Source organism: Phycisphaeraceae bacterium, assembly GCA_040222855.1.
Lineage (GTDB): Bacteria > Planctomycetota > Phycisphaerae > Phycisphaerales > Phycisphaeraceae > Mucisphaera.
In genome coordinates this window covers 333,936-359,950 of record JAVKCD010000025.1, presented here as the reverse complement: position 1 = coordinate 359,950, position 26,015 = coordinate 333,936, and the positions used below count along the sequence as shown (strand labels likewise).

Below are 26,015 nucleotides of genomic sequence, written 5' to 3'. Positions count from 1 at the left end.
GCAGTTGCCGCCCTGACGCAGGGCGGCTCGCGCGACCTGAATTGCTAGGTCGTGGGCGCGTCCGTGGTAGTGAATCGTTCGAGGGCTTGGGGGGTCGTTAGGATTTCGAGGGAGAGGGTGTAGGTTTTTGATTCGCCGGGGTTGATGGTGGGGTGGGGGTTGGAGCCGTCGGAGTCTGGGCCTGGGGTTGAGCCGATGAAGGGTTCGATGCCGGTGACGTAGCCGGCGTGGCTGAGGTGTTGCCAGATGGCGAGGTATGGGAGTTGGGTGGTGCTGAAGGTGACGGTGAGGGCGAGGTTTCGGTGGGGGTTGATGAGACCGGCGGTGGCGGTGCCATCTGGTGAGGCGTTGGGTTCGAGGATGATGCCGGCTTCGCCGGTGCCAGCGTGGTCGGTGCGGGGCTTGGTGATGGTCTTGTAGGCGTCGGGGTTGTTGTCGTTGAGAAGGGTTCCCCAGGCGGAGAGGCGGCGGGCGTTGGTGATGAGTTGGCAGCCTGGGGCGAGGAGGGGATGACCGAGGTTGCAGTGGTAGAGAAGGTTCTGAGGGATGGGTGTGTCGGCGGTGTTGGTGATGGTGTCGGTGATGTCGATGCACGGCTGGCCGAGGGTGCCTGAGATCGTGCGTTGGATCGAGAGAGAGGGGCCGAACATTCGGGTGTGGTCGATGCGGAGGTGGAGGGAGAAGTCGTGCTGGTCTAGGCGTGGGTTGGGGTTGGTGATGGCGGTGACGGCGGCGGGGGTGAGGTGGTGGCGGCCGTGGAGACCGGTGGCGTTGGGATCGTCGGGGTTGGGCGGTCCGATGTGGAGTGGCCCGCAGGTGCTCATGAGCCCGCCGGCCCATGAGCGGAGCCAGTCCATGCCGTGGGTGTGGGCCTGGTCGGGTTTGGAGAGGCCGTTGGGCGTGAGGTAGGCGAGGGGTGTGTCGTTGTAGACGGCGTCGATGATGTCTCCGCCACGGTCGAGGGCGACGGTGTAGCGGAGGCCGGAACCGGTGTCGATGAAGGCGACGCGGGTGGCGGTGGAGCCGAGGGGTTGGGGGTGGTCGAGGGCGCCGGTGCGGATCCCGCCTAGTTGGAGGGGGTGTTCGGTGAGTTGAGGGTTGAGATGATGATTCATGAGGAGACTCCGTGATAAGAGTTAGCTTAGCGGTGGGGTTTGCGGAGTGTTGAGGGTGATTGACCGGTGGCGGAGCGGATCTGTCTGGCGAAGGTGTGGTGCGAGGCGAAGCCGGATTGGCGAGCGATGTCGGCCAGGGGGAGTGAGGTCTGGGTCAGGAGTTGGATGGCGTGTTCGGTGCGGCGGCGGGTGAGGTAGGTGTGGGGTGGTTCGCCGTGGCGTGCGGTGAAGGTGCGGGCCAGGTGTTCGCGGGAGACCTTGAATCGCTGGGCGATTTCTTTGATGGACCAGGGTCGGAGGGGTTGTCGGCGGAGTTGATCGGCGGCTTGCTCAACGGGTGGGAGGGTGGCCTGATGGCGGCGGCTGACGTGGTCATAGAGTCGAGTGAGGTAGTGATATGCCTTGGCCGCGAGGTCGGCCGGGCTGGGGTCCTGTTGGGGGTCTGCGGCGTCGATGATGGTTTGTAGATCGGAGAGGAGTGAGGGGTCGGTGGCGGTGTCGATGACGGGGCCCTGGATGGCGGTGAGCTCGTTGGCGTGTTCGGTAACCCCTGCGCCGATGACGCCGATCCATGCGCAGAGATAAGGGCCGTCAGCGGGGTCTGGTCGGTAGTAGTGGGATGTGTCGGCGTATTGGAATAGTGTGATCGATCCTTCGGGAGCGTCGAAACTGCCGTGGCGGTCGGTGATGCGGAGTTGGCCCTTGAGGGAGGCCTGGATGACCAGGAGACCGGCGGGTGAGCGGCGGGTGTTGTGGAAGTCGTAGCGTCGCCCGGCGGGGTTGAACTCGCGGCCGAACTGGCGGACCTGCCAGAGGCCTTGGCCGGTGCGGCGGGCTTTCCTGGGGGATGGCCTGATATCACGTTTTGCACTCATATCCTCACAGAATACGTGCATTTGACGTCATTCTAAACGGTAATTTCACGAATCGACGAATCTATTGAATCAGGAATAGACGTATGGCCAAGCAACATGAGAAGGCGGGACACGAGGGGCATGTGCGGACGGCTGAGGGTGCGCGCGGTTTTGATGGAACTCTGCCGAGGCCGCTGAACGTGACGTTTCTGGGGGCGGGGTCGATGTTCTGTCCGGTGCTGTGCCGGGATGTCATGGCGATGCCGGGGGGGAGTCGGGGGGAGTTTCGGCTGGTGGATGTCGATACGACGCGGCTGGGATTGATGAAGCGGGTGATCGAGTTGCTGATTGGACAGATGGGAATGGAGGGGAAGTGGACGGTGCGGGCGGAGACGGATCGCAAGCGGGCGCTGCCGGGGACGGACTACGCGGTGTGCTGCGTGGAAGTGTCGGGGCTGGCGTGTGTGGAGATGGACAACGACATCCCGCTTCGGTTCGGGGTGGATCAGTGCATCGGCGACACGATCGGGCCTGGGGGGCTGTTCAAAGGGCTGCGGACGGTGCCGGTGTTCCTCGACATCCTGCGCGATATGCGGGAGCTGTGTCCTGGGGCGCTAATGCTTAACTACACCAATCCGATGAGCATGATGATTCTTGCGGCGGGTCGCGGGGTGCCGGAGGTGCCGGTCGTGGGGTTGTGCCACAGCGTGCAGGGGACGAGTCATCTGCTGGCCGAGTACGCGGGGGTTCCCTACGAGGAGTTGGACTGGGCCTGCGCGGGGATCAATCATCTGGCGTGGTTCACGAAGCTCGAGCACCGGGGGGAGGATCTGTATCGGAAGGTTCTGTACGAGCGGTTTGCTCGTGAGGTGAGCGAGGGTCATGCGGAAGCGGCGTCGGGGTTGGCGCGGTTTGATGCGGCGGACGAGACGCGGGGTGCGGACGTCGGGCGTGAATATCAGCAGGAAGACCTGATTCGGAAGGACATGTGCCTGCACTTCGGGGCGTTTATCACGGAGAGTTCGGGGCATCTCTCGGAGTATCTGCCGTACTACCGAAAGTCCGAGGCGGGTCGGAAGCTACTGCGGCTGGGGTATCACGGGGGCTCGCGATTTTACGCGACGAACTGGCCGGCCTGGCGGGCGGCGAGTGATGGGCATCGCGAGCGGATGCTTCAGGGAGAGGAGACCTTCGAGAACGAGCGGTCGTGGGAGTATGCGTCGTGGATCATCGAGGCGATCGAGAAGGATGTGCCGTATCGGATTCACGGGAATGTGATGAATCGGCCGGTGCGGGCGCATGGCGAGGCGGGGAAGCTGATCACGAATCTGTCGGGGGATGGCGTGGTGGAAGTGGCGTGTTTGGTGGATGGGAATGGGGTACAACCGACTCGATACGGAGCCCTTCCGGCGGCCATGGGTCATATTTGCGCGAGCAATATGGCCTTTTTTGATCTGGCGGCGACAGCGGCGATCGAGCGAAGCCGATCTGCGGCAACGCATGCTTTACTGTTGGACCCGTTGTGTCAGGCGGTGTGTACGCCTGGGGAGATTACGGCCATGTCGGCGGCGATGTTTGAGGCAGAAGCGGAGTACCTGCCGGGGTACGCTTGAATCCGGTTGTGAGGTTCTGATTCGTCAATGAAGGCACTTTTCACGAGTATTCTGGTCGTGCTGCTGATCTCGAGTGCTGCGGTGCGCATGAGCTATCCAGACCTGTCGAGTCGGGTGCCGGTGCTGTACTGGGTGACGGACCCTGCACCCACGCGGGGCGAGCAGGTCAATCGGTTTCATCGGTGGCAGATCAAAGCGGGTCACTCGACGGAAGTGGTGGTCACATCGCTCGATGATGCAGAGGCGTTGCGAGCGGAGATTCCAGTGACGCTGGTAGACGATCTTGTTGCGGTGCAACCGGGGCTGGCGGGTTTGTTCGCAGAGGAGATGGATGCCGGTGTGCTGCCGGTGACGGTGCGGCTGCCTGTGGCGGAGGTGCGGCTGGACACGGCGAGTCGGGATGACACGAAGCAGAAGATCCAGGCGGTGTCGGGGGTGGCGGCGGACATCATGGACGTGTTCAACGGGTCGAGTATGCGCATGTTTGTTGAGATGGGGGTGCTGCTTGATGTGACCGAGCAAGCGAAGACGATGGGGTTTGATCTGTCGAAGACGTATGCGGCACTCGAGCCGGAGCTGCTGGTGGAGGGGCGGCAGTACATGTTTCCGGGGAATGTTTCGTCGAGTTTTTTGACGGTTAATGTGGAGCTATTTCGTTCGCTGGGGCTTGATCCTCCGCCTGAGCGTTGGACGTTCGAGGCGTTTGAGCGGATTGGGGCTGCTTTTTGTGATGAGGCGAATGCGGGGCTGTCGCGTCGTGAGGTTTTTTTCCTCAACAAGATCGATTGGGTGCGGATGCATCGGGGCGTCGGGTTGCCACGGTTCAACGAAACGATGACGGCCTCGGTGCTGAATGATGCGCGATATGCGGAGTCACTCGAACGAGGTCGGCGGTGGATGTATGACCTCAACATTGTGCCAACGCCTGATGACATTGACGCGTTTTCATCGGCGCAGGCTTATGGTGGAGCGGACCTACCGATGTTTGGTGCGGGCAAGTACGCGATGATCGAAGGCGGGCGGTACTGGCTGTTGCAGCTTCGTCAGTTTGACCGGTTGGGCGAGCTTGGTTTTGCGGAGCCGCCTCATGGGGGGTTCCCGAACTCGAGCATCGGGACGCGCGGGGCGATCATCTACAAGGACACGGATTACCCGGAGCTGGCAACGCTGTTTCTGGCGTATCTGGCCAGTGCTGACTACAACAATCTGATTGTTGAGGATGCGGACGCGCTGCCGCCTAATCCTGCGTTTACGCATATCGAGGCTTATCTTCGGCCAGAGGCTTATCCCAACGAGTGGGGACTGCACGGGCCGGCTGCCAAGATCGCGGAGACGATCGCGATCGGCGACGAGTACAGCCCGTTTGTGCTGCCGACGGTGGTTGAGCGTGAAATCAAAGATTTTCGAGATCGTTTTCTGGCGGGCATGATCTCTGCGGCAATGGCTGCGGAGCGGACCGAAGCGACGCTGAACCGCGAGATCCGCAAGCGTGTTGAGCGTGACCCGACGGTGCGCGATGAATACGAGAGACGACTGGCTGTTCAGAGGCGGATCGATGCGCTCAAGGAGGCGGACCAACCAATTCCTGAGGTGTGGGTCAACAACCCGTTTCTTAAGGCGTACTATGCATCGGAGGGGTTGTTGACGGCGGAGGTCGCAGAGCCCTTGGCGAGCAGCGGATCGACGGGGGGTGGGATGTGACTCGCAAGCGAACGGACTTGGTGGCCGGTCTTCTGTTTTTAAGCCCGAACATCATCGGGGTGTTGATTTTCACTGTTTTTGCCGTGTTTTTTAGCCTTCTGATGGCGTTTACCAACTGGGACCTGACGCTTCATAACGCCTATAAGGATGATGGCAACCTTGAGTTCATCGGCTTGGGCAACCTGGTTGAGATGTTCTCGGTGGGCGATCAGTTTTCATGGGATGCGAAGTTCATCGTGTATCTGGGCAACACGCTGTTCTTCATGTTGGCGATCCCGGTGTCGGTGCTTGGTTCGCTGTACTTCGCGATGCTGCTGAGCAAGGACCCCAGAGCTGGGGGCGGGCGCGCGATGGGGTGGATTGTGGGGAGTCTGGGTTTGTTTGTGGGGTGTGTTCTCTTGACGGCGGCGGGTTTGGCGTGGTCCGCGATGACCGTGCTGTTCCTATCGGTGATGGGGGTGATGCTGCTGGGAGGGTCTGTGCTGGGCAACACGTTCTACAGAACGATTTTCTATACCCCATCGTTTGTGGCGGGCGTACCAACTTTTCTGGTGTGGAAGAAGCTGTATAGCCGGGAGACCGGGCCGGTGAACCGAGCGTTGGACCCGGCGCTGGATGTCGTGGCGGGCGGGGTGATGAGCGTCTCGCCTGTGCTGGTGCAGGGATTGCTGTTCGTGGGCTATGCGGTGATGGCGTTGCTGCTTGGGTGGGGGCTCGGGAAGATGCGGCAGGCGTATCTCGATGGCGAACTCGACCGTCGTGCGGCTGTGCTTCCGGTCATCGTGTTGATGATCCCGTTTGTGGTGGCGTCGCAGTGGCTGATGACGGCGGCGACGTGGTGGGTGCTGGCGGTGATGGTTCTGTTTGTGCTGCTTTATCAGCTCAGAAGGCTAGGATCAGGTGAGCGATTCCCCGGACGCAGGAGCTCGGGTTTTGACGAGGCGTTGGTGATCGCGCTGCTGAGCCTGGTGGGCCAGTTTGTGGTGCTCGGATTAGCGGTGGTGGCGTATCGACTGCCAGCGATGGCGGCGGATGGGCTTGAGCCGCCGAGTTGGTTGAATGACCCGAACTTTGCCAAGCCAGCCTTGATGATCATGGGACTGTGGGCGGCGATCGGGTCGAACAACATGCTGCTTTATCTCGCAGCACTGACAAATATACCGGAGGACCTCTACGAGGCGGCGGACATCGACGGAGCGACTCGGTTCCAGCGGTTCTGGAGTGTCACCTGGCCGCAGCTGGCCCCGACGACGTTTTTTATCCTCGTGATGTCAACGATCGCGGGGCTGCAGGGCGGGTTTGAGATGGCACGGGTTATGACGAACGGCGGGCCCGCTGGAGCGACGACAACGCTGAGCTATCACGTTTATGAAGAAGGGTTTGTGACAGGTCGCCTGGGGCTTGCCTCGGCGGTGGCGTGGGTGTTGTTCCTGCTGGTGTTTAGTGTCACTCTTTTCAACTGGAAGTTCGGGAATCGGTACGTCAATGAGTGATCTACGAAGCCACGAGCAACGAAGGTTGAAAGCCGATGCGCGAAAGTACGCGAGCGGGTTGATGTTGAACATCGCGCTGGCGGTGATGGGCTTTCTGCTGGTTCTGCCGTTTGTGTGGATGATCCTTACGAGTCTCAAGCACGCGGGCGATCTGGGGCAGCCGAGCTGGTTGCCTGGCGATCGAGGCGTCCAGTGGATCAACTACGCGGAGGTGTTCGAGCGGGTTGCATTCGCGAGGGCTTATGTGAACAGCCTGTTTGTGGCGACCTGGGTGACGTTTCTACAGGTGTTTACATCGTCACTGGCGGCGTTTGCGTTCACTCGATTGCGTTGGCCGGGTCGGGACGCTGTGTTCTTGTTGTACTTGGCGACCATGATGCTGCCGGGGCTGGTGATGATGATCCCGAACTATCAGATCATGATCAGTCTGGGGCTGGTGGACACGCTGTCGGGGCTGATCATCCCGGCATCGTTCACGGCGTTCGGGACGTTTCTGCTCCGTCAGTTCATGCTGACTGTTCCACGGTCGCTGGATGAGGCGGCGGAGATTGATGGGGCAACGAAGTGGCAGATTTACTGGGAGGTGGTGATGCCGCTGGCTCGTCCCGGGCTGGTGACGCTAGCGATCTTTACGTTTATGGGGAACTACAACTCGTTCTTCTGGCCGCTGGTGATGTTGCGGAGTGACTACAAGTTCACGTTGCCGATTGCTCTGCTGGCGTTTGATACGACGTCAGGGCAAGCGACTCACTTGATGATGGCGGCGGTAACGATGGCGATTATCCCGATGGTGATCGTCTTTGTGTTGCTGCAGAAACAACTGGTGAAAGGCATACAACTCGGTGCTGTTAAGGGGTGACCCCCCCCGCACCGCATTTGAGCCTCGTGTTGTTCTTACGGTTCTTAGAGAGACAGGCTGTTCACGATCAGAAAGTTGGTACGTGCGATGAAAGACTATCGGATCAAGCGACTGTTCAATGCGACCTCGGGTTGCTGTTTTGATGTGGCGATCGACCACGGGTTCTTCAATGAGCTTGGCTTTATTCGCGGGGGTTTGGAGAGCATCGAGAAGGCCGTGGCAACGTTGGTGGAGGCTTCGCCTGATGCGATCCAGTTGACCGTCGGTCAGGCGGGGGTGCTTCAGCGGGTGCCGGGACGGCAGAAGCCGTCGCTGGTGCTACGAACGGACGTGGCGAATGTGTACGGGAAGAAGCTGCCGAAGACGCTGTTTAGTCGGATGATTGAGCAGCCTGTCACGCAGGCGATTCGACTCGATGCGGCGTGCGTTGTGGTCAACTTATTCCAGATACCCGAGCAGCCCGAGGTCACGGACCAGTGCATCCAGAATATTCTGAGGCTCAAGCCGATGTGTGATGACGCTGCGATGCCGCTGATGATTGAGCCATTGGTGTTCCAGTCCAATGAGAAGGCGGGCGGGTACATGGTGGACGGTGATCCGGAGAAGATTCTGCCGTTGGTCCGGCAGGCGGTGGAACTGGGTGCGGACATTATCAAGGCGGACCCTACTGATGATCCGTCGGATTATCCTGCCGTGATCGAGACGGCGGGGGCGATCCCGGTTCTGGTGCGTGGTGGCGGGAAGGTTTCGGATCAGGTGATCCTTGATCGCACCGAGAAGCTGATGAAGACGGGCGCGAAGGGCATTGTGTACGGGCGTAACGTGATCCAGCATGAGAATCCTGCGGGGATCACGCGGGCTCTGATGGCGGTGGTCCATGAGGGCATTACAGCGGATCGAGCTCTTAAGCTGGTGAAGGGTTGAGGCAATGAGCAAGGCCAAGAAGAAGATCAGGTTCGGCGTGATTGGCTGCGGGCTGATGGGTCGAGAGTTCGCATCAGCAGTAGGCCGATGGTGCCATCTCGGGGAGGTGGATTTTCTGCCGGAGATCACTGTGGTGTGTGATCCCAATCCTGTGGCGAGCGCGTGGTTTGAGGCGCATGTTCCAACCGTGACGAAGGCGGTGACGGATTATCAGGTGCTGCTAGCCGATTCGGAGGTGGATGCGATTTACTGTGCTGTGCCGCATCACCTGCACGAGAAGCTGTACTCGGACATCATCCGGGCAGGTAAGCATCTACTCGGCGAGAAGCCGTTTGGGATCGACCGGCCCGCGAATCGGTCGATCCTTGCGGTGATTAAAGAGCATCCGGAGGTGCTGGTGCGGTGCTCTTCGGAGTTGCCGTTCTTCCCCGGGGCCTATCAGATCACAAAGTGGGTGGCCGAGGGCCGGTTCGGGCGGATCATTGATGTCGATGCTGGATTCTGGCATTCATCCGACCTCGATCCGAACAAGGCGATCAACTGGAAGCGGATGATCGCGACGAACGGCGAGTATGGCTGCATGGGTGACCTGGGGATGCATGTGCTGCATCTGCCGCTGCGGTATGGGTGGACGCCGAAGACTGTCCGTGCATTGCTGGCCAATGTGATGAAGACGCGGCCGGGTCCAGATGGAAAGCAAGTTCCATGTGAGACGTGGGACAACGCGATTCTGGCTACCGAGTTTGAGCATGAGGGACACACGGTGCCGATGACGCTATCGACCAAACGAATCGCGCCGGGGCATGCGAATACTTGGTTTATCCGCATCAACGGGACATCGTTCTCCGCGGAGTTTTCGACGAAAGACCCGAAACGGCTGCGGTCACTGTCTTATGAGTCGGGTGGTGAGCAGGCATGGAATGAGATCGATACGCCGTATCGGTCGGCGTATCCGTCGATCACCGGCGGGATTTTTGAGTTCGGGTTCTCGGATTCGATTCTGCAGATGTGGGCTGCTTTCTGTGACGAGCTGACGCACGGGCGTGACGGGATGAGTCAGCCATTTACCTGTGTTACGCCCGAAGAAGCGGGTGCTTCACACGATCTGTTTACGGCGTCTTTGGAATCGCAGCGAACCGGGAAGACGGTGGCAATTGGTTAATGGAGAGGCTGATTGATGGCAGAGGCTGCACAGGTTGTGGTGGCGGGGCATATCTGCCTGGATATTATCCCGGCGTTCACGCACGGCGACGGCGTGCTGACGCCTGGTGCGCTGACTGAGGTCGGTCCGGCACTCACGGCGACAGGGGGAGCCGTCGCGAACACCGGGCTCGCGTTGCATCGACTGGGCGTGCCAACCGCCCTATTGGGCAAGCTTGGTGATGATCCGTTTGCGACGCGCGTGCTGGAGATTCTTGAGGGGTATGATCCGGCGCTGACGCGTTCGATGCGGCGGCTCAACGGGGAGACGACCAGTTACACGGTGGTCATCAGTCCACCCGGTGTGGATCGGTATTTTCTGCATTGTCCAGGGGCGAACGCGACATTTGGCGATAAGGATGTTCCTGAAGATTCGCTCGTCGGAGCGAAGGTACTGCATTTTGGGTATCCGCCTTTGATGCGGAATCTCCAACTTGACGGCGGGGAAGCCATGCACAGGGTCTTTACTCGGGCGCAGAGTGCCGGGCTGGCGACATCCCTGGACATGGCGGCGGTGGACCCGGATTCGGAGACCGGCAAGGTGGACTGGTCAGCGTGGATGAAGCGCGTGCTGCCAGCAATCGATCTGTTTGTGCCGAGCTATGACGAAGTGTGTTTCATGCTGGATCGTGAGGTCCCGCCGCTGGATGGTGCCAGCTTGCGGTCAGTCAGCGATCGATTACTGGATATGGGTGCGGGTGTCGTGCTGATCAAGCTGGGAGATCAGGGACTCTATCTGCGGAGTGCTGCGGACAGCGATCGTCTGTCGCGAATGGTCCGTGTGCTGGGATTAGATGGGTCTAATTGGATCGACAAAGAGCTCTATGCACCATGTTTCGTAACGGAAGTTGTCGGCACAACGGGCGCAGGAGACTGCACGATCGCGGGCCTGCTCGCAGCACTATTGCGAGGTGAGTCTCCCGAACTGGCGGTTCAGAGCGCCGTCGCGGTGGGAGCGGCGAGTGTCGAGGCGGCCGACGCGGTGAGCGCGGTGCCTGCTTGGCGTGAGGTAAAAGCACGCGTGAAGGCGGGATGGGCTAGTCACGTGGTCAAGCTGGACTTGCCCGGCTGGTCCAAGAGCGGGACTGGATCAGTGATGACGGCGCGATAGAGCCGTGGCTGCTTAGCGGCGGCCGTAGATCACCGGGCACTTTTCTTCATCATCAATGAACTGTGTGAGAACACGGGGATGATCGGCCAGTGTCGATTTCTCGGTTCGGAGGTGGACGGCGAAGGATTTACGCGGTGAGCCAGAGGTGTTGATGCCCGAGCCGTGGAGCGTGTGGCGATGGTGAAAGCTGACTCCGCCGGGTTGAAGGATGGCGGGGACTTCGTCCCAAGCCACGCCTTGTGGCAACCTGATGTTCTTCCGAAGCTCAACGAGGTCGGACGAGAAGAAGTCTCCCCCCTCGAAGAGGCCTGCGTGATGCGAACCGGGGACGAAGGCCATCGGGCCTGCTTCTGTGTTGACATCAGAGATCGCAACCCATGCGGTAAAAAGCTCGGAGTCTGCGATCCATTCCGGCCAATACTGAGCGTCCTGATGCCAGCCGACCGCAGGCCCCCCCCCACTCTTGGCCTCGGGGTCGACCGATGGTTTGTGCAGGAGTTGGACCCACCAGACCTGGATCATGCTCGCCCCGGTGAGTCGTGCCGCAAGTTCTCCAAGAGCGGGATGCGCTATACAGGAACGGATGTCCGGGTCGGCGAGGTTGGGCATCTCGATCTTGCATAGTTTGGTGTCGTCATCACCCGGATTCCATGGCGACTCAAAGGGTGGCTGACCCGTGCGGTAGTCCCCCTGCCTGACTCGCTCCATCCCCTGCTCGGCGGAGCTGACCAGGTCACGCGGAATAATCGGTTCGTTGGCGATGTAAAAGCCCTGCTGGGCGTACTGATCGGCGATGGTGAGCGTGCTGCTGTTCATAAGGTCATCCTCCTGCAAGGGTGCTAGACGACTTCGAGGTTGTCACGGGACGGGAGTATGGGGAACGCCGGTGTTGGGAGTGACTGATACCAGAACGCGACCGAAGCGATGTCGTCCTGGAGCGGGAGGTAGTGAATGGGCTGGCGTTTGCGCCAGCCGAGAGCCTGGATGGTGACGGTCAGGTCCTGATGGAAACGGATGGGATCGGGGATATGCCAGCGGTAGAGGCCGAAACGCTGCTGGCTCTCGTAGACGCCGTCGGGTCGGATCACCTGTGGCATCCCGGCGAAGGGCGTGGTGAACTCTTGATACTGCTTGGTGTGTGGGTTCTCGAAGTTGTATGAGCCGAGGAAGTAGTCCTCGGTGCCGGTTCCGCAGATCGTGGGGAAGGCGTCCCCGCCGTGCTCCGCAACATCCTTCTCGACCGTCTGGTCTGGTGCCAGGTCGCCATCGATATAGAACTTGATCTCTCCCTCGCCCCACCAGCCATTGTTGTTGACACCCCATGCCATGTAGGTACCAACGTAATGCCCCTTCCCTTTGATACAATCGAGAATGGTATAGACTTTTTGATAAGGCTGAGGATTCACGCGTCGGAAGTGAGCATGAAAGTAGGCTGCATCTTCAGGCACATCGTTCAATGCATAGTCGATCTGATAATAGAGATAAGCCGATTCTGTTCCGACGTTTTCAACTGTCATCCGACAGTTCTGGCGAAACGGCATCGGCCAATAGCAGTTGAAGGCGCTGCCTGGGTTGACACAGACAGGGATCGAGGTGACTTGAGCGTATGATCCCCACCCGCATGCGAAGAAATCACCAAGCGGGCACTCGACGCTGGGCTGATCCTGACCATCCCAATAGATACGGAGGATGAGAAACCTCCAGTGTCCTGTGGGTGTCATCCAGAGGTGCTGGAGGGCGCCGGGTCCGGTGATGTCAGCAATCTCAGCCGTCTGGCCAGCTTCAATCGCGATAGCTGGGTTGACCTTCCAGCCTTTACCCAGGTCCGTGGCACGCTCTGCGGAGATTCCTTCGACCGCTTTACCGCCTTCGCCCTTCGCGCCGGTCGGGTTCTCCGCGCTGATCGAGCGCGATTGCGCCTTGGACAGGCGGTGGATGTTGCCTAGGTCACAGAATAGACCGTCAAACTCGGGCATGAGGGGTTTGTTCCTTGTTGGCGATCTGTTGGCGTCGGCCCAGAAGAAGCCAGGTTGTCAGGTAAATCACAGATGCTGGCTCGGGCACTACGCTTGCAGAGAAACCGAAATAAGTGGCCAGGAGTGAGAGGTCGTTAAGATTGACTTGAGTGTCGCCGTTGAAATCTCCGCGGTGCCAGCCGATGCCAACCGAGTCAAAGTTGCTGGCGAGGATCGAGAGATCGATCAGGTCTACCTTACGGTCGAGGTTGATGTCACCGAACTCTGTGCCTATGAGCTCACGGATCAGATAGGCCACATCAGAAAAATCGGCTGTGTTGTTGCCATCGACGTCATAGGCTGGATTGCCGAGATTGGCAAAGAGCAGATTAATGTCGATGACATCCGTGAGCGTGTCGCCATTGAGGTCACCGGGGAAAGGGTCCGGACGCGTGCCCCATAATCCTGCGGGGTACTGCGAAGCATTGAGCATCGCGGTCCACAGGTCGTTGGGGTCACCCACGGGATTGCCGCCCGTCTTCCACCATTCGAGCGAGAACTCATCCCACTCGCCGTAGCCCTGATTCACGAACCACGCGGTCGAGACGATGTTGTGGTTGCCAGGCGTCTGGTTCCAGTCGTTGAGATCGGCGAGTGCCTTGGCGATGAACTGGGCGGTGACGGCTTCATTCGCGACGAGGTCACCGCTGGTCGATGTCAATCGCGCCCACTCAGTGATCCAGACCGGTTCGTCTTGAAAACCCTTGCTGTCAATGATGTTGAGCTGCTCGATGTAGCTGGCTTGGAAACCCGCTGCTGCGGTGCTGGGGTTTGAGGTATAGGGGTTGCCGTAAGCGTGGATCGCGAAGCCATCGATATCACCGCCTGATCGTCCACCGATGACAGCGTCGATCGTCTGACTGAGGTACTCGTTACCGGACATCCATCGCACGCCGCCCACGGGGCCGGGGCTTGGCGGAGCTAGTAAGACCAGATCGTCAGGGCGTTGGCTCTTGATCGCCGTGCGGACCGTTTGATAAACCACCGCGTAATCAGCGGGCTGGATGCGGTTGTTGGTCCAGTTGTTGGCTTCGGAGGTGACGTTGGGCTCGTTGCCGATGATCCAGATGTTCGCGTGATCGCCAAGGGTGTTGATGACGCCAAGCACTGAGTTGGCCCAGTCGGTGGCGCTTAGAGAAGTCGGACTGGGAACCGTCTCGCCCCAGTTGTAATCAACTCGGGTGATCATAGTGGCGTGGTGCTGAGTCGTCGCCTGCTGGTAGAGAGGGGCAAAGTAGCCCGCTCCCCACCAAGGAGCTGAATGAGTCAGGATTGTTTCAACGGAAGACCCACCGGTTGTTCCGGCACCGGCTGTGTTGCCGTCATAGTCCCACCAGTGAACGCCGTAGAGCTTGTCCTGAGCGGAGGCAGATGATGCTGTTGCGAACAGCAACATTGCGATCGTGGTGAGCCGAACAAGCTGGCACTTCATAGTCGTTATCGCTGGAGGTGGAGGGTGAGGATCTTCCTGGGCTTGATGGTCACGCGCAGGGACTGGTTGTTAACAGCAATAGGATCACCAGCTGGCTGTCCCTCAAAGTTCACCGGCAAGGCTCTTGTCCAGATTGAGGTGAGCGCTGGCATCCAGATGACGGTATCGACAGGCTGACTCGTTGGATTAAACAGGCGTAGCTCGATGGATTCGGCAAGTTTTCGTGCTGCGGTGAGCACCGCGTCGCCTTGTAGTTCGAGGAGACCCGAGCGAGCGGGCTGATTCGGCTGCGGCATCACGTCGAGATGGTGCCGTCGATCAGAGGGCATGACCACCGATACCCGAGTCTGGCCGTGGAGGTCTTCGGCGAGGTCAAAGAGTCGCTTGACTTTGGGCGGTCCGGAGAGGGGAACCAGTCGATACTTGAACGTCAAGGGTCCGAGCAACTGGCCTTCAGGCTCGCCATCGGTCAGCACTGTTCGTCGTGTCGATCGATAGAGGGTTAGTGCGATCGGGCGCTCCGGCTGATCGCGGACCGCCGTTTCGAGCAACCCCAGGGTGACGACCGCGAGTCCACCCTGCTTGTTCTGGACTGCGGTCCATGACTGCTGCGGGCGGGTCTCGATCTCGAGTTCTCGGTAGAGGTGATTGTCCTTGCGGAGTTCGATATCACGCTCAACGACGTCGAAGGCTGTATCAGCGAGGTAGGTTTTCGCCGAGCCGCAACCCGACGGGAAGAGCACGCGCAGCCGATGGTCTTTGATCTGATTATCAACCGTTGTCGTGATCTCGACGTGATCGGCATCACGATAGAGCTCGATTGTCGTGTCCAGGATCAAGGGCTTGAAACTCTCAACCCGACGCATGCGGTTGAAATCAAACTCCGCGGGCAGATTCATCGTCGTGCGCACCCGGATCGTTGCGTAGGAGGATGTATCGGCGATGACAGCGACATCAGAGTGACCGGCAGCCGCGGATGAGAAAGCCTGATCGCGCAGCGCCTGTCCGTGATACCAGCCGTCGCCAATGTCGGCTGAATCCTCAAAGGTCATCAGGTTGGGATAGACCCGGCCGCTGCGCTTGTCGGTGAGTGTAAGTCGCCCGCCGGGCTCGACCTCGACGCGCAGGATGCTGTTCTCTAGGGCGTGAGAAGAAACCGCCAGACCGGGTTTCTCAGCATAGCGCGTGTGGTGATGGTCCTTTTCGGCACGGACCGCCGTAAGGGTGGTGTAGCCCATTCCCGGTAAATCGAGGTCAGCAATGATGGTGATGACGTTCACCTGGCGCTCTGCAGGGAACGCCGTGGTCGCAAGGCGCTTGCGCCGTCGATCCATGTCCTGAGCAACTCGGTGGTACGAGATCTCTCCTCCATCAGGACCAAGCAATCGCATGGCCGGCTTCTGCTCGAAGAAGAAGAACTCATTGAAACGAGGCCAGTCGACCGGGACCTCGATATCGAGTTTGACGGGCCCGGTTCGGCGGCGCGGCGTCGGGTTGAAGACGCCGATGCGAACCTGATGGTCTTCGATCGGTCCGGCGACCGACGCTGTGAGACGATTCATAGCGCGCTCGGTCAGCTCCGAGGCGATCTGCTCGGTCTGGCTGAAGCGGAACTTCATGTCTTCGTGGACGGTATCGACCGAGCACCCGCCGATTGAGTCGTGCGGATGATTCTTCAGAAGCCACTTCCATGCGACATCAAGGAAGCCCTTGTCGCCATCGGTCCCGAGAGTCAGATGACTCAACAGCGACAGCGGCTCGGCCCACTGCGTCAAGAGTGAATGGCAGCGAGCGTTGGCCTGCTTGATCCATACCCGGCTCGACGCGACACCGGGAATCACCCACTGTTCATCGACCTCCATCAACTCTTTGCCGGGCTCACGCAGCTCGCCATGCACGGTCTCGGTGATCTGATCCGCCTCGGCGAGCATGGCGTTGAGGTAGCCATCGAGTGATGAATGCACGATCTCGATCCCGCCAAAGGGTTCGTCCATGCGATGAGCCAGGGCGTCGTAAGCCGCGCGATCCCATTCCATGTGATCGCCGCCATCGAACACGAGGACGGGAGAGACTGCCGACTTTTCAAGCTCGCCGTCGAGGTAAGTCTTGAGCCGCGCGTCGAGTTCTTCCGAGGAAAACGTCTTGTCGAAATCCGATGCGCCGCGCACCCGAGAGGCGTAGTCGCAATAACCCCGTTGGCCGAATCGGTAGCAGGGAAGCTCGGTACCATCCGCACCAATCCAGCGCAGGTGGCGGGTGTGCACCTGATTGGTCCCGCGCCAGAGGAAGCCGCCTCGGACCCCGAAGCCAGCGAGGATTTGAGGCAGCTGGGAGACATGCCCGAAGAGATCGCAGACAAAACCTGCGTTTGAGGGAGTCCCACCGAAGTCACGGGCGATTTGCCGGCCCAGCGCGATGTTGCGGATCATCGACTCCCCGGTCACAAGAAACTCATCGGGTAATACATACCACGGCCCGATGACGAGTTTGCCTTCGCTGGCAAGACTCTCGAGCTCTGCCCGGCGTTCGGGGCGAATCTCCAGGTAATCCTCAAGGATGATCGCCTGCCCGTCGGTCTGGAACGGGCCACGAAGTTCGCCGGAGGCGATGCCCGCGAGCACACGGTCCATCAACTGAATCAACCGGTAGCGATACAACTGAAAGGGCTGGTACCACTCACGATCCCAGTGGGTCGAGAGGACGTAATGGGCCTGACGAGTTCCGGTGGACCCATTACTTGTCTGGGGTGTCGCGGGTTGGGATTCGAGCGTGCTCATCGTGATGCCGTCTCCTTAGGATCGACGTACACGATATCCACTGACAACGATTGCTTGGCGGCGACAAACTGCCCGCCTATGCCCGCTCCGGGCAGAAACTCGGCGACCGGGGTAATGGCATGATTCAGGTGCCGGATCTCGCTGGTGGCGCCAATAGTCATGCGCGAGAGCGGCTCGGGCTTGTTTGAAGCGGTCACCGCGACGCGCAACTCCTTGGCTGCGCCGGTCGCGAGTAATCCTGTCGGTACTGATGACTCTGGTGCCGTCCAACCCTTGGGGAGATTGCCGAGCGAAAGCGTGCCCGAGATCGGCTCACCGGTCGTGTTGATAACCCGGGCCACCAGAGTGAACGTCTCGCCTGGCCGCACCTGGTCGTGGTCTGCCATCAACTCAACCGCGGGAGCTTCCTGGTCATTGAGGTCGGCGAAGCCGTAGTGACGTTTCCCGGGTTCAAGGAGTGTCAGAGCCATAACGCTGTGCTCGGCGATGGTTCGATCGAGTTCGATCTGCCTGTCGCCAGCGGGGACTTGAAGCACATCACGAACACCTTGAAACGTCGCCGTCGTCTCATCAATTCGGAGCAGACGCTCGCGATCTGACGGCTCGAAGACCAGCAGCATTGGCGTGGTGACGGGTGACTCGGTGCGGTTGTAGACGACGGCCGCGAGCATCAGCTGGCCGTCATCATTCGTGTGCCTTGAAGCGACGGCGTCGAGTATCCCTGCGTCACCACGCCTGATCGTATTGATCAGAAGCCCGTCGAGGTTACGGACGACCCAATACGGCCAGTACGTCCCGAGCATCGGTGCGCCCTGCTCGGTCATGACGCCAAAGGTGTACCGGCCGTGCTCGTTGTAGGCCAGCGTCGTGAAGTGGTGCACCGAGAGGATGCGATCGGCGATCCTCAGATAACCAAAATGGCGCTGCATCATGTACTGGAACTTAGGCCAGCCGCTGAACCAGGCGTCGATCTCGGTCAGCGCCATCTGACCGTTTTCTTTGCCCGTGACGGCGCGGAACTGATCGGTCATCTCGATGATCTGCTGGACCTCGTCATCCGCTGAGACATCCGAGCCGTGGTAGATGTGGTGGATCACGAAATCCGCGTTGTGCCCGCAGTGTTCGATGAAACCGGCATACCACTCGGCGGTCTTGGCCCAGTAGGCTGGCGTCAGCGCCGGTCCGCCCACCATCAGGGTCGGGTCCTCTGATCGGAGGCGCTCGGCGGCGATGTTGAACAGCTCGTAGAAGGCGTCCTGATTCCCCATGCCGAACATCGGCATGTTCGGCTCGTTCCAGACCTCGGCGTACCGTGCCCGGAGATCGTCGCCATCAGCGTTCCACGAGTGCAGCGCCGCCGCCGCGAACTCAGCCCACTCGTGCTTGTTCGAGATCTTGTCGTCCTCGTTCCCAGAGTCGAGCCATTCAGTGCTGTAGCACAGCAGCGGCATCAACTCGACATCGATCGTCCGCAACCACGCCTCGTAGGCAGGGCGATCCTCGATGAACCTGATCATCTCGTCCGGGTGCAGCCGATCCCAGTCGTAGGTGTAGGGATCATCGTTGTCGTTCTCGGGCTCCAAGTAACCGATCCAGGTCTCCATCCGCGCGATCCACCCCGAAGGATTCAGCCGAAGAAACGAATCCATCACCCGCGGGTTGTCCTGCGCGACCATGAAGACCTTGGGCAACCCCTCGATCCCAAAGATCGCGCGGTTGACCTTCCCGGTCGGGTTGGTGAAGTCGAAGACGATGCCGGAGGTGTCAGCGGCACGAGAATGCAGAGAGAACGTTGCCAATAGACTCGTGCTGGCAAGCAGCATCAGCAATAAACGTCGGTGGAAGGTGAGCATAGCGAGGAAATCCTTATCTCGCGGAGCAAGGCGAGGCAAATTGTAATTCAGCTAGCGAGATGGGTAGATATCCGGATGAGTCCCTTCTTTCCACCAGTTCGGGTTTCCGTAGTGCCCGAGCCATGTCTGGTACATGTAGATGTCGGCTTCAGAAGTAGGTGCCGTATTCCCCCCAACGTGGTCCTCCCGCCACAACTGATTCATATTTCGATTGGAAGCGTGACCATCAAAAAAAGCCACATTGGCGCTCTCCGAGGGATGTCGGTAAGCCACAACACCATAAGCCAACTGTCCCTTTGTCGAGTTAACACTGTTGTACGCTAACTCTCCGTGTTCATCCCAACCAGACGATGGGTCTGCCTTGGAAAAGGAGATCCCTAGAGCCTTGTAACCCTCAAGATGCCAATCCAACCCATCCATCATCATCATGCCTTGAGTTGGAGAACTCATGACACGCTCATTATGAAGACTGATGTTTGGAGCTAGCCCCGTGAGCGTAATGTTATAGGTGGCAGCGCCGTCATTGACCATCCCATAAGAGAACTGAACATCTAGCTCCTCAACCGCAGATTCAGCGTTTGGACAGAGAAAGGCTGGATCATTGAAGTTATCGAATAGATTTGCATCAGGATCATTGTTCTGCTTTGAAATATAAGCAAGGAACTCTTGATTAAGGAACCATTCATCGTTATTTGCCCATTGAGGGAGCCCATCCGAAGCAGCAAGCCGGTGCCCAGGATTCTGGATAGGAACATAGTAACCCTTGTAGTCAACCGCATAGATCTGATTCGCCATACCGTATTGCCGCAGCAGACTCAAACAACTCATCGACCGCGCCGTCGCTCGCGCCGCCCCCAGAGCGGGCAGTAGAATCCCGATCAGCAAGGCGATGATCGAGATCACGACCAGTAGTTCGATGAGTGTGAATCCGGGGACTTTGGCTGTGTTCTTGCGCATGGGATAACTCGCTTGAGTGTCTTGGTACGGAGTTTTCCAGTCAATCGTCCGGACTGGCCGTTAAGCCAGCCCGGGCGGGGTTACAGTGAGTTACGCACGACGACGCGCCGCCAGGGCGAGACCGCCGAGACCTAGAAGGGCGACCGAAGCCGGCTCAGGAACCGCCAGCACGTCGATCTCCCAGACCAGCGGGGAGACGAAGGCGGCGGTCAGGCCGTCATCGATCGTCGTAAAAGGATTAACGCCATCAAACGGGTCGCGGTACTGCCCGCCGCCGTTGTCCACAGCGTAGAAATCGAGTTGCAGGGTTGTCACACCTGCGGCGAGGGTCGCTGAGGCGTCATCAAAGATCTGCAGGAAGGTCGAACGGTCCGGGGCCGGGCCACCGGGCGTGGGATTCAGGCTGCCCAGCGGGTCCGACTCGAAATAGCCGAGCAGGCTGCCGTCGGTATAAATCGCAACCGTGTTGAAGATGCGACCGTCAGCACCATCGTTACCGGTCAGGATGTTGATCCCGCCGATGTCCTGGCCCGCGAGGTTGTAGGTGACGCGCTTGGTGGGGACGCCAGCACCGGGGAAGTCGTTGAGCAGGCCATTCAAGCCGCCACCGGTGACGCCATCGGTCAACTGAACCAGCCGGGCAGGCTCGCCGGGTGTGGCCGGGTGCCAGCCGTTGTCAGGAAGCTCGACGCCGAGCTGACCCGCGATCAGGTCTGTGTTGCTCAGCAGAGCATCAAAACCGTTCGAGGCGGTCGAGTGACTCGTGGTGCTGGTAACGGCTCCGAGCGCCGAACCTGCGGTGAAGGCCGTCGCGGCCAGGGTGAGTGCCAGATTCTTCATGATGCTTCTCCTCAATCCTCTAGAAGTGAATAAGACATGGCGAACGCTAAAACAAAATCAACAGTCGCTACTCCGCTGCAGCGACCGACAATCAACGACGACCTCTTTCAAGGGCGGCCGTGCTCTCTCGGATCACAAGCTCGGGAACCTGCCAGACGCAGCCGTGCTGGCGTTCGACGCCAGCGACCCGTGATCGGGCCAGATCGAGCAACGCATCGGCGTGGCTCGCGCTGCTACAGCCCACCATCGTCAGTCGCGGACGCTCCAAATCGTGATCCAGATCAGGATTATCGAGCACCACGAGGCTCAGATCATCGGGCACATCAATGCCGTGCTGACTCAGGGCTTCAAGCGCCCCCACGGCACTGGCGTAGCTGCTGACAATCATTGCGGTGAAGGGCAATCGTCCCTCTGATTCACGGATGAGCTTATCTATCGCCTCACGCATGCCCTTCGCGGCCGAGCCCCCCTGCTCAGTCTCTGCGGTGATGATGCTGCCGTGGAGGCTGTCACCATCAGGCGCGGCAAGACCCTCAATCAGCTCGAAGTGCTTGGCCAACTGCGACCAGGCAGTGGCTGGCTCGCCCGATGCAAGCGCGATGCGATGATGGCCTAGGCCCTGAAGATGACGAGCCGCGGCAGTCAGCCCCGCACGCCAGTCGATCCCAACCGAATCGACATCGACGCCATCGACGGGGTGATCCACGACCAGCGTGTCACTGAGCTGTGAGAGGTTCCAGATCACCCCAAGCGGAACACAAGCCGACATCGGCTGCAAGATGATCGCATCCGGTCGTGATGCCCCCTGAAGCATGCCAACAACCGTTTCCATACTCGAATAAGTGATCACCAGTGACTGATCGCCAGCTTCACCTAGCGCGTTTTGTAGCTCTCGCGTGATCTGATCGCCCCGGCGGCTGGGGTAGTCACTCCGCAGGATCATGATCGTGCGCGTCGCTGAAACCTGGTGCTGAGTCGACACAAACGTGCCCTTGCCAATCCGCCGGACGAGCAATCCTTCTTGCTCAAGAAACTCCATCGCCTGCTGGACGGACGCTTGGCCCACGCGATACCGTTTCATTAACTCCCGTGTCGAAGGAAGCTGACTCCCGTCAGGCATCTTCTGGGCAAACGAACGCAGTTCGTTTGCGATCTCGGCGATGGCCTTGTTGGAGGGTGTGGTCGTCATGCTCTACTTCTGATGCGGGTTCCTGAGACCAGATCCTGATTCGTATGAAGAGTACTCCGAGTGCGCATCCGCGTCAAGGTTTTCTGAACAGCTAAGTTTTATGGATTCTGCGGTTGGTAATAGCTGTTTCGACGGTTATCCTGTGTAGAGACCTTGATTCAACGCTCGGATGCGCACCCAATGACCGTATCCGGCCTAGTTTCTCAGAGTCTTTCGCACCGGACTGCCGATCCTCAGTTGTGGACCCTATGACCCAGCCACCCACCCATATGGACCCGCCACACACCAGCCAGCCAGTGGTTGTGCTCGACCTCCAGTGGCTCCAGGACCTCGACCTCCGCGATCCACACTCAGCGAGACAAGCGTGGTCACTCCTCCACACCGCGGCGGCGCTCCAGGGGATTGTCAACCGCGACGGGTCGCACCTGTTTATCCGATTCCTGCCGGGCGTCGATGATTTCTGGTGGTCCACCTTCCACGAGCCCGGTGCGTGGCTCGATGGCCGCAAGACCATCCGGCTCGACTGGCTGGAAGATGCGATCAGCCTTTTCGTCGATCAACTCCGGGGGGTTGTGACCTATCGCGAAGAACCCTACGCAGCATCAAATGTCGCCTCGACGATCGCTGGCGCAGAAGACCGATTGCCGCTTCTGATCGCCGAAGCGACGAAACCCCTGATCGGCCGGATCAAGAAGGCAGAACCAAGCCTCTTCGATGATGTCCTCGACCTGGTGGATCGCAACGGCACCGCTCACTGGGAGACGCCCGATGAGCAGCGTCACTATCAAGCCACATCGAGCACAAAGAACAACGCTTACCGATGGCTCGCTTCACGATACCTGGCACCCGGCAAACTCTCCGCGCAGAAACTTGGCTACTACATCGACAGCTACTGGCTTACACGACCGCACATTCAGCCACTTCAGAACTGCACCCTGACCAACCACGACTACCTCATCAGTCACCGGTCGATGATCATCGACCTTAACGCATGGAACGATGAATCCGCTGTCGATGAACCCGATCAGCCCGCCGGACTCGATCTTCAGACACTCCAGGCGCTGCTCCGGCAACTCCATGACCAGCGCGATTCCGGCATGCTCCACGTCGCGGGCTTCACGCCCTGGGCCTGGAAGTATTCAGACAACCCCGGAGCCGGTTCGGCCCACCACGGTGTAGAGAGCGAATGGGAACTGATCCGCATCCTCTCTGCCTACAACGCCTATCTCGACGCAGACGCCATTTCCCTGGCCGGGATGTCCAACGCCTCGTTTTATCAGCACTTCCCGCTGAACCAGCGCTACCCGCAGCCACGTGCGACCAGCGATGAGGAGCTGAGAGCCCGGGGCTTCCTCGATGACGACGGTCGCCCGCTCGATCGAGCGTACATTCAGTTCTACATGGGAGATTACGACGCCGCCGCCTGGCTCAATCAGGAGTTGCCGCGGCTCTTCTCCGATCCGGCAAGGGGCACCCTCGACCTGAGCTGGGCGTTTAACCCCAACCTCGATCAACGCGCCCCACACGCGATGCACTACGCCAGAGTGCACGCGACGCCACATGATCACTTCGTCACGGGTGATTCCGGTGCTGGCTACGTCTCCCCGGCGATGTTCGAGTCACCCCGGCTCGACCCGTCGCTGGCCGATGGCTACGAAACATGGATCGAGCACTCCCTCCCCTTCTACGAACGCTACGACCTCGACATCACCGGCTTCATCATCGAGGGCCGAGCACCCGCCATCGGCGACCGCGGACTCGAGGCGTACGCCCGCTTCTCATCGGGCGGGATCATCTGCCACCGTCACATGCCCGAACACGGGCTGTACGGTGATGAGATGCCCTACGCCCGCATGACCGCCGACATCGATGGCCCCCCTGCTGATGCCGCCAAGCAGATCATGGAGCATGTGGACAGTGAAGGCACCCAGTTCCTGACCTTCCGCAGCGTCCTTAAATCACCGACCTGGGTAGCCGACGTGATCAGCGCCCTACGGGATCTCGATAACAACCGGCGTCTGACCTTCATGAGCCCTAGTGCGTTCATGGCGTTGATCCGTCGCCAGCACCGCCAGGCTGCGAAACCCGAGCAGTCGGGCGTGATCATCCGCAGCGAACAGACTCAAGCGATGCTCAAGGCTTCCCGAGTCCCGCCGCCGTCTCATGTCTAGCTGAATGCTTCACACCGATCCCAGGAGACATCACCATGATCTCACCAGAACAGGCCCGCGGAAGGGCGATTCACAAGATGCGCGATGCGGGGATCGTCCTGACCAACAAGGAACTTGGGGAGATCGAGCTGGCCGGCTTCGGCCTCAATAACTTCGATAGCGAAGGGCTGGCGCTGGTCGTCTATGCCAACACTGACCGCTACTGCGGCAAGGAACTCGTGCTCCTGCCTCACCAGACCTGTCCGGAGCACAGGCACCCACCCGTCCCGCTGGACGATGGCCGAACCGACCCGGGCAAGATGGAAACCTTCCGCTGCCGCTCGGGAACTGTCTACCTCTACGTTGAAGGCCAAGGCGACGCTAAATCCATCAAGGCCAGACTTCCCGCTGGCAGTGAGAAGCATTACACCGTCTTCCACGAGATCGAGTTGCACCCGGGCGACCAGTACACCATCCCGCCGAACACGCTGCACTGGTTCCAAGGCGGGTCTACCGGAGCCGTCGTCACCGAGTTCTCCAGCACCAGCCGGGATGAACTGGATGTCTTCACCGACCCACGTATCCAGCGCGTCGAGAAGTGATCCATCACTCGATGAAAAAAAAAAGCGAGCCCGGAAGGGCCCGCTAGGATACTGATCAAGATATTCATACACGCCGATCGATGCTTAGAACCGTCGGTTGATGGCCAGGGCTGCCAGCCCGAGGAGTGTGAGGCTTGTGGGTTCCGGAACGGGGTTGCTGCTGCCGAAGTTCGACGCGAGTGTCGAGAGATCGACCAGATCGACCAGCCCATCACTGCTAAAGTCACCGCCCGCCCAGCCAGCGTTTCCGCCGAAGTTTGACGCGAGGGCACTCAGGTCAATCAGGTCCACCGTCGAATCCAAGTTGGAATCGCCCATAAATGACCCCAGGTCCACGGTGACATACTCGACCACGTCATCCTGATCGACCGTGCCCGAGCCATCCGTATCACGAACCGGGTCGCTCCCGCCAAAACCAGCCGTGAGGTAATCGATGTCGTCCGCATTCACTAGGCCGTCGCCGTTGAGGTCGTTTGGAACCGCAACGCCCGGGCCGCCGATGACATCGATTTCGAGCAGAAGCGGAGAGACGAAGCCCGCACTAAAACCATCATCTACGTTGGTAAACGGATTCTCACCGTCGAACGGATCGCGGTACTGTCCTCCGGTGTTATCGACCGCGTAGAAATCAAACTGAAGATTCGTGACGCCCGAGGCCAGGTTGCCGCCTCCGTCATCGAAGATCTCAAGGAAAAGCGACTTGAAGGTTGTCGTTCCCGGATCACCTGATTCATTATTTAGCGAACCAAGAGGAGCCGACTCAAAGTACCCAAGCAAATCGAAGTTCGAGCCGTTGTCGGTTGAGTAGCGGATGACCGTCGTGCTGAAGATGCGGCCGTCGGCGTTGTTGTTGTTGCCGGTCAGGATGTTGATGCCGGTGACATTCGACGGTTCATCGAGGTCAAACTGAATCACCTTGGTCGGAACACCGGCTCCGGGAAAGTCATTCAACAGACCGTAAGTGCTATCTGATCCGAGCCCATTGGTGCCATCGGTGAATGCGGGCAGCCCCGAGGACCAGGTCGAGCCAAAGAGTGAGGCAGCATTGGCCGGATGCCACCCCGTGTCCTCTGGCAACTCGGTGGCGAGCTTGCCGGCGACCAGGTCGTCATTGAGCAGAAGACCGTCAAATGCGAAGGCACTAACGTCAAAGCTTGAGGTGGTGGTGGGCGCGGCGAAAGCCGAACCGGTCAGGATCAGGCTGCAGGCCAACAACGTTGCCTTGCGGGTCATCTCAATGTCTCCTCGTTAGGGCAAATCAGGGTGAAATCAACGATCGCGAGAACCGCACTTGAGTGTACCTCCTGGCTGGGCAATGTCACGTTAATCT

General features: G+C 59.5%; 20 protein-coding genes. 9 read left to right on the top strand and 11 right to left on the bottom strand.

Annotated elements, in window-relative coordinates; all coding sequences use genetic code 11:
* Nucleotides 1-44: 44 nt before the first annotated feature.
* The gene (locus tag RIG82_11265; GenBank protein ID MEQ9461517.1) at nt 45-1,115 is read right to left on the bottom strand and encodes an aldose 1-epimerase family protein; all 1,071 of its coding nucleotides are present in this window, start codon (nt 1,113-1,115) and stop codon (nt 45-47) included.
* Between the two features lie 26 nt (nt 1,116-1,141).
* A complete protein-coding gene (locus tag RIG82_11260) occupies nt 1,142-1,990 on the bottom strand; it encodes an AraC family transcriptional regulator (protein MEQ9461516.1) in 849 nt (282 codons plus the stop codon).
* Nucleotides 1,991-2,073: 83 nt separating this feature from the next.
* Between RIG82_11260 and RIG82_11255 the strand changes: the two genes are divergently transcribed.
* The 7 genes from RIG82_11255 to RIG82_11225 all read left to right on the top strand — a co-directional run bounded on the left by RIG82_11255 (nt 2,074) and on the right by RIG82_11225 (nt 10,870).
* The gene (locus tag RIG82_11255; GenBank protein MEQ9461515.1) at nt 2,074-3,582 is read left to right on the top strand and encodes an alpha-glucosidase/alpha-galactosidase; all 1,509 of its coding nucleotides are present in this window, start codon (nt 2,074-2,076) and stop codon (nt 3,580-3,582) included.
* 27 nt (nt 3,583-3,609) lie between these two features.
* Nucleotides 3,610-5,283, top strand: coding sequence for an extracellular solute-binding protein (locus RIG82_11250; GenBank protein ID MEQ9461514.1), 1,674 nt, complete (start codon nt 3,610-3,612; stop codon nt 5,281-5,283).
* Nucleotides 5,284-5,384: 101 nt separating this feature from the next.
* Nucleotides 5,385-6,776 (top strand): sugar ABC transporter permease, encoded by a 1,392-nt coding sequence (locus RIG82_11245; GenBank protein ID MEQ9461513.1) that lies wholly within the window; start codon nt 5,385-5,387, stop codon nt 6,774-6,776.
* Entirely contained in the window at nt 6,769-7,635 is an 867-nt protein-coding gene (locus RIG82_11240) for a carbohydrate ABC transporter permease (protein MEQ9461512.1), read from the top strand. The genes RIG82_11245 and RIG82_11240 overlap by 8 nt, the downstream gene beginning before the upstream one ends.
* Before the next feature lie 87 nt (nt 7,636-7,722).
* Nucleotides 7,723-8,559 (top strand): hypothetical protein, encoded by an 837-nt coding sequence (locus RIG82_11235; GenBank protein MEQ9461511.1) that lies wholly within the window; start codon nt 7,723-7,725, stop codon nt 8,557-8,559.
* 4 nt (nt 8,560-8,563) lie between these two features.
* Nucleotides 8,564-9,721 carry a Gfo/Idh/MocA family oxidoreductase gene (locus RIG82_11230; GenBank protein ID MEQ9461510.1) on the top strand — a complete coding sequence of 386 codons (1,158 nt, stop codon included), beginning with the start codon at nt 8,564-8,566 and terminating at the stop codon, nt 9,719-9,721.
* Nucleotides 9,722-9,736: 15 nt separating this feature from the next.
* Nucleotides 9,737-10,870, top strand: coding sequence for a carbohydrate kinase family protein (locus RIG82_11225; GenBank protein MEQ9461509.1), 1,134 nt, complete (start codon nt 9,737-9,739; stop codon nt 10,868-10,870).
* 12 nt (nt 10,871-10,882) lie between these two features.
* On the opposite strand, the gene RIG82_11220 is transcribed toward RIG82_11225, so the two are convergent.
* The 8 genes from RIG82_11220 to RIG82_11185 form a co-directional block, all read right to left on the bottom strand.
* A complete protein-coding gene (locus RIG82_11220) occupies nt 10,883-11,686 on the bottom strand; it encodes a phytanoyl-CoA dioxygenase family protein (protein MEQ9461508.1) in 804 nt (267 codons plus the stop codon).
* A 23-nt stretch (nt 11,687-11,709) separates the two neighbouring features.
* Nucleotides 11,710-12,846 (bottom strand): DUF2961 domain-containing protein, encoded by a 1,137-nt coding sequence (locus RIG82_11215; protein MEQ9461507.1) that lies wholly within the window; start codon nt 12,844-12,846, stop codon nt 11,710-11,712.
* Entirely contained in the window at nt 12,833-14,317 is a 1,485-nt protein-coding gene (locus RIG82_11210) for a hypothetical protein (protein MEQ9461506.1), read from the bottom strand. The genes RIG82_11215 and RIG82_11210 overlap by 14 nt, the downstream gene beginning before the upstream one ends.
* A 5-nt stretch (nt 14,318-14,322) precedes the next feature.
* Nucleotides 14,323-17,094, bottom strand: coding sequence for a glycoside hydrolase family 38 C-terminal domain-containing protein (locus RIG82_11205; GenBank protein MEQ9461505.1), 2,772 nt, complete (start codon nt 17,092-17,094; stop codon nt 14,323-14,325).
* Nucleotides 17,091-18,947, bottom strand: coding sequence for a hypothetical protein (locus RIG82_11200; GenBank protein MEQ9461504.1), 1,857 nt, complete (start codon nt 18,945-18,947; stop codon nt 17,091-17,093). Before RIG82_11200 ends, RIG82_11205 begins: the two co-directional genes overlap by 4 nt.
* A gap of 51 nt (nt 18,948-18,998) precedes the next feature.
* Complete coding sequence (locus RIG82_11195) at nt 18,999-19,904, bottom strand: prepilin-type N-terminal cleavage/methylation domain-containing protein (protein MEQ9461503.1); 906 nt, start codon at nt 19,902-19,904, stop codon at nt 18,999-19,001.
* A 90-nt stretch (nt 19,905-19,994) separates the two neighbouring features.
* Nucleotides 19,995-20,744, bottom strand: coding sequence for a PEP-CTERM sorting domain-containing protein (locus tag RIG82_11190; GenBank protein ID MEQ9461502.1), 750 nt, complete (start codon nt 20,742-20,744; stop codon nt 19,995-19,997).
* A 91-nt stretch (nt 20,745-20,835) separates the two neighbouring features.
* Nucleotides 20,836-21,933, bottom strand: a complete 1,098-nt coding sequence (locus tag RIG82_11185; protein ID MEQ9461501.1) for a GntR family transcriptional regulator — start codon at nt 21,931-21,933, stop codon at nt 20,836-20,838.
* A 248-nt stretch (nt 21,934-22,181) separates the two neighbouring features.
* Here RIG82_11185 and RIG82_11180 point away from each other — a divergent pair, with 248 nt between their 5' ends.
* Entirely contained in the window at nt 22,182-24,104 is a 1,923-nt protein-coding gene (locus RIG82_11180) for a hypothetical protein (protein MEQ9461500.1), read from the top strand.
* A gap of 35 nt (nt 24,105-24,139) precedes the next feature.
* Nucleotides 24,140-24,685, top strand: coding sequence for a D-lyxose/D-mannose family sugar isomerase (locus tag RIG82_11175; protein ID MEQ9461499.1), 546 nt, complete (start codon nt 24,140-24,142; stop codon nt 24,683-24,685).
* 84 nt (nt 24,686-24,769) lie between these two features.
* Here RIG82_11175 and RIG82_11170 read toward each other — a convergent pair whose 3' ends face one another.
* Complete coding sequence (locus RIG82_11170; protein MEQ9461498.1) at nt 24,770-25,918, bottom strand: PEP-CTERM sorting domain-containing protein; 1,149 nt, start codon at nt 25,916-25,918, stop codon at nt 24,770-24,772.
* Nucleotides 25,919-26,015: the final 97 nt, after the last annotated feature.

Excerpts from the sequence above, each read along its gene's own strand:
- RIG82_11265 (MEQ9461517.1), bottom strand. The coding sequence starts at position 1,115 with ATGAATCATCATCTCAACCCTCAACTCACCGAACACCCCCTCCAACTA.
- RIG82_11260 (MEQ9461516.1), bottom strand. The coding sequence starts at position 1,990 with ATGAGTGCAAAACGTGATATCAGGCCATCCCCCAGGAAAGCCCGCCGC.
- RIG82_11255 (MEQ9461515.1), top strand. The coding sequence starts at position 2,074 with ATGGCCAAGCAACATGAGAAGGCGGGACACGAGGGGCATGTGCGGACG.
- RIG82_11250 (MEQ9461514.1), top strand. The coding sequence starts at position 3,610 with ATGAAGGCACTTTTCACGAGTATTCTGGTCGTGCTGCTGATCTCGAGT.
- RIG82_11245 (MEQ9461513.1), top strand. The coding sequence starts at position 5,385 with ATGGCGTTTACCAACTGGGACCTGACGCTTCATAACGCCTATAAGGAT.
- RIG82_11240 (MEQ9461512.1), top strand. The coding sequence starts at position 6,769 with ATGAGTGATCTACGAAGCCACGAGCAACGAAGGTTGAAAGCCGATGCG.
- RIG82_11235 (MEQ9461511.1), top strand. The coding sequence starts at position 7,723 with ATGAAAGACTATCGGATCAAGCGACTGTTCAATGCGACCTCGGGTTGC.
- RIG82_11230 (MEQ9461510.1), top strand. The coding sequence starts at position 8,564 with ATGAGCAAGGCCAAGAAGAAGATCAGGTTCGGCGTGATTGGCTGCGGG.
- RIG82_11225 (MEQ9461509.1), top strand. The coding sequence starts at position 9,737 with ATGGCAGAGGCTGCACAGGTTGTGGTGGCGGGGCATATCTGCCTGGAT.
- RIG82_11220 (MEQ9461508.1), bottom strand. The coding sequence starts at position 11,686 with ATGAACAGCAGCACGCTCACCATCGCCGATCAGTACGCCCAGCAGGGC.
- RIG82_11215 (MEQ9461507.1), bottom strand. The coding sequence starts at position 12,846 with ATGCCCGAGTTTGACGGTCTATTCTGTGACCTAGGCAACATCCACCGC.
- RIG82_11210 (MEQ9461506.1), bottom strand. The coding sequence starts at position 14,317 with ATGAAGTGCCAGCTTGTTCGGCTCACCACGATCGCAATGTTGCTGTTC.
- RIG82_11205 (MEQ9461505.1), bottom strand. The coding sequence starts at position 17,094 with ATGAGCACGCTCGAATCCCAACCCGCGACACCCCAGACAAGTAATGGG.
- RIG82_11200 (MEQ9461504.1), bottom strand. The coding sequence starts at position 18,947 with ATGCTCACCTTCCACCGACGTTTATTGCTGATGCTGCTTGCCAGCACG.
- RIG82_11195 (MEQ9461503.1), bottom strand. The coding sequence starts at position 19,904 with ATGCGCAAGAACACAGCCAAAGTCCCCGGATTCACACTCATCGAACTA.
- RIG82_11190 (MEQ9461502.1), bottom strand. The coding sequence starts at position 20,744 with ATGAAGAATCTGGCACTCACCCTGGCCGCGACGGCCTTCACCGCAGGT.
- RIG82_11185 (MEQ9461501.1), bottom strand. The coding sequence starts at position 21,933 with ATGACGACCACACCCTCCAACAAGGCCATCGCCGAGATCGCAAACGAA.
- RIG82_11180 (MEQ9461500.1), top strand. The coding sequence starts at position 22,182 with ATGACCCAGCCACCCACCCATATGGACCCGCCACACACCAGCCAGCCA.
- RIG82_11175 (MEQ9461499.1), top strand. The coding sequence starts at position 24,140 with ATGATCTCACCAGAACAGGCCCGCGGAAGGGCGATTCACAAGATGCGC.
- RIG82_11170 (MEQ9461498.1), bottom strand. The coding sequence starts at position 25,918 with ATGACCCGCAAGGCAACGTTGTTGGCCTGCAGCCTGATCCTGACCGGT.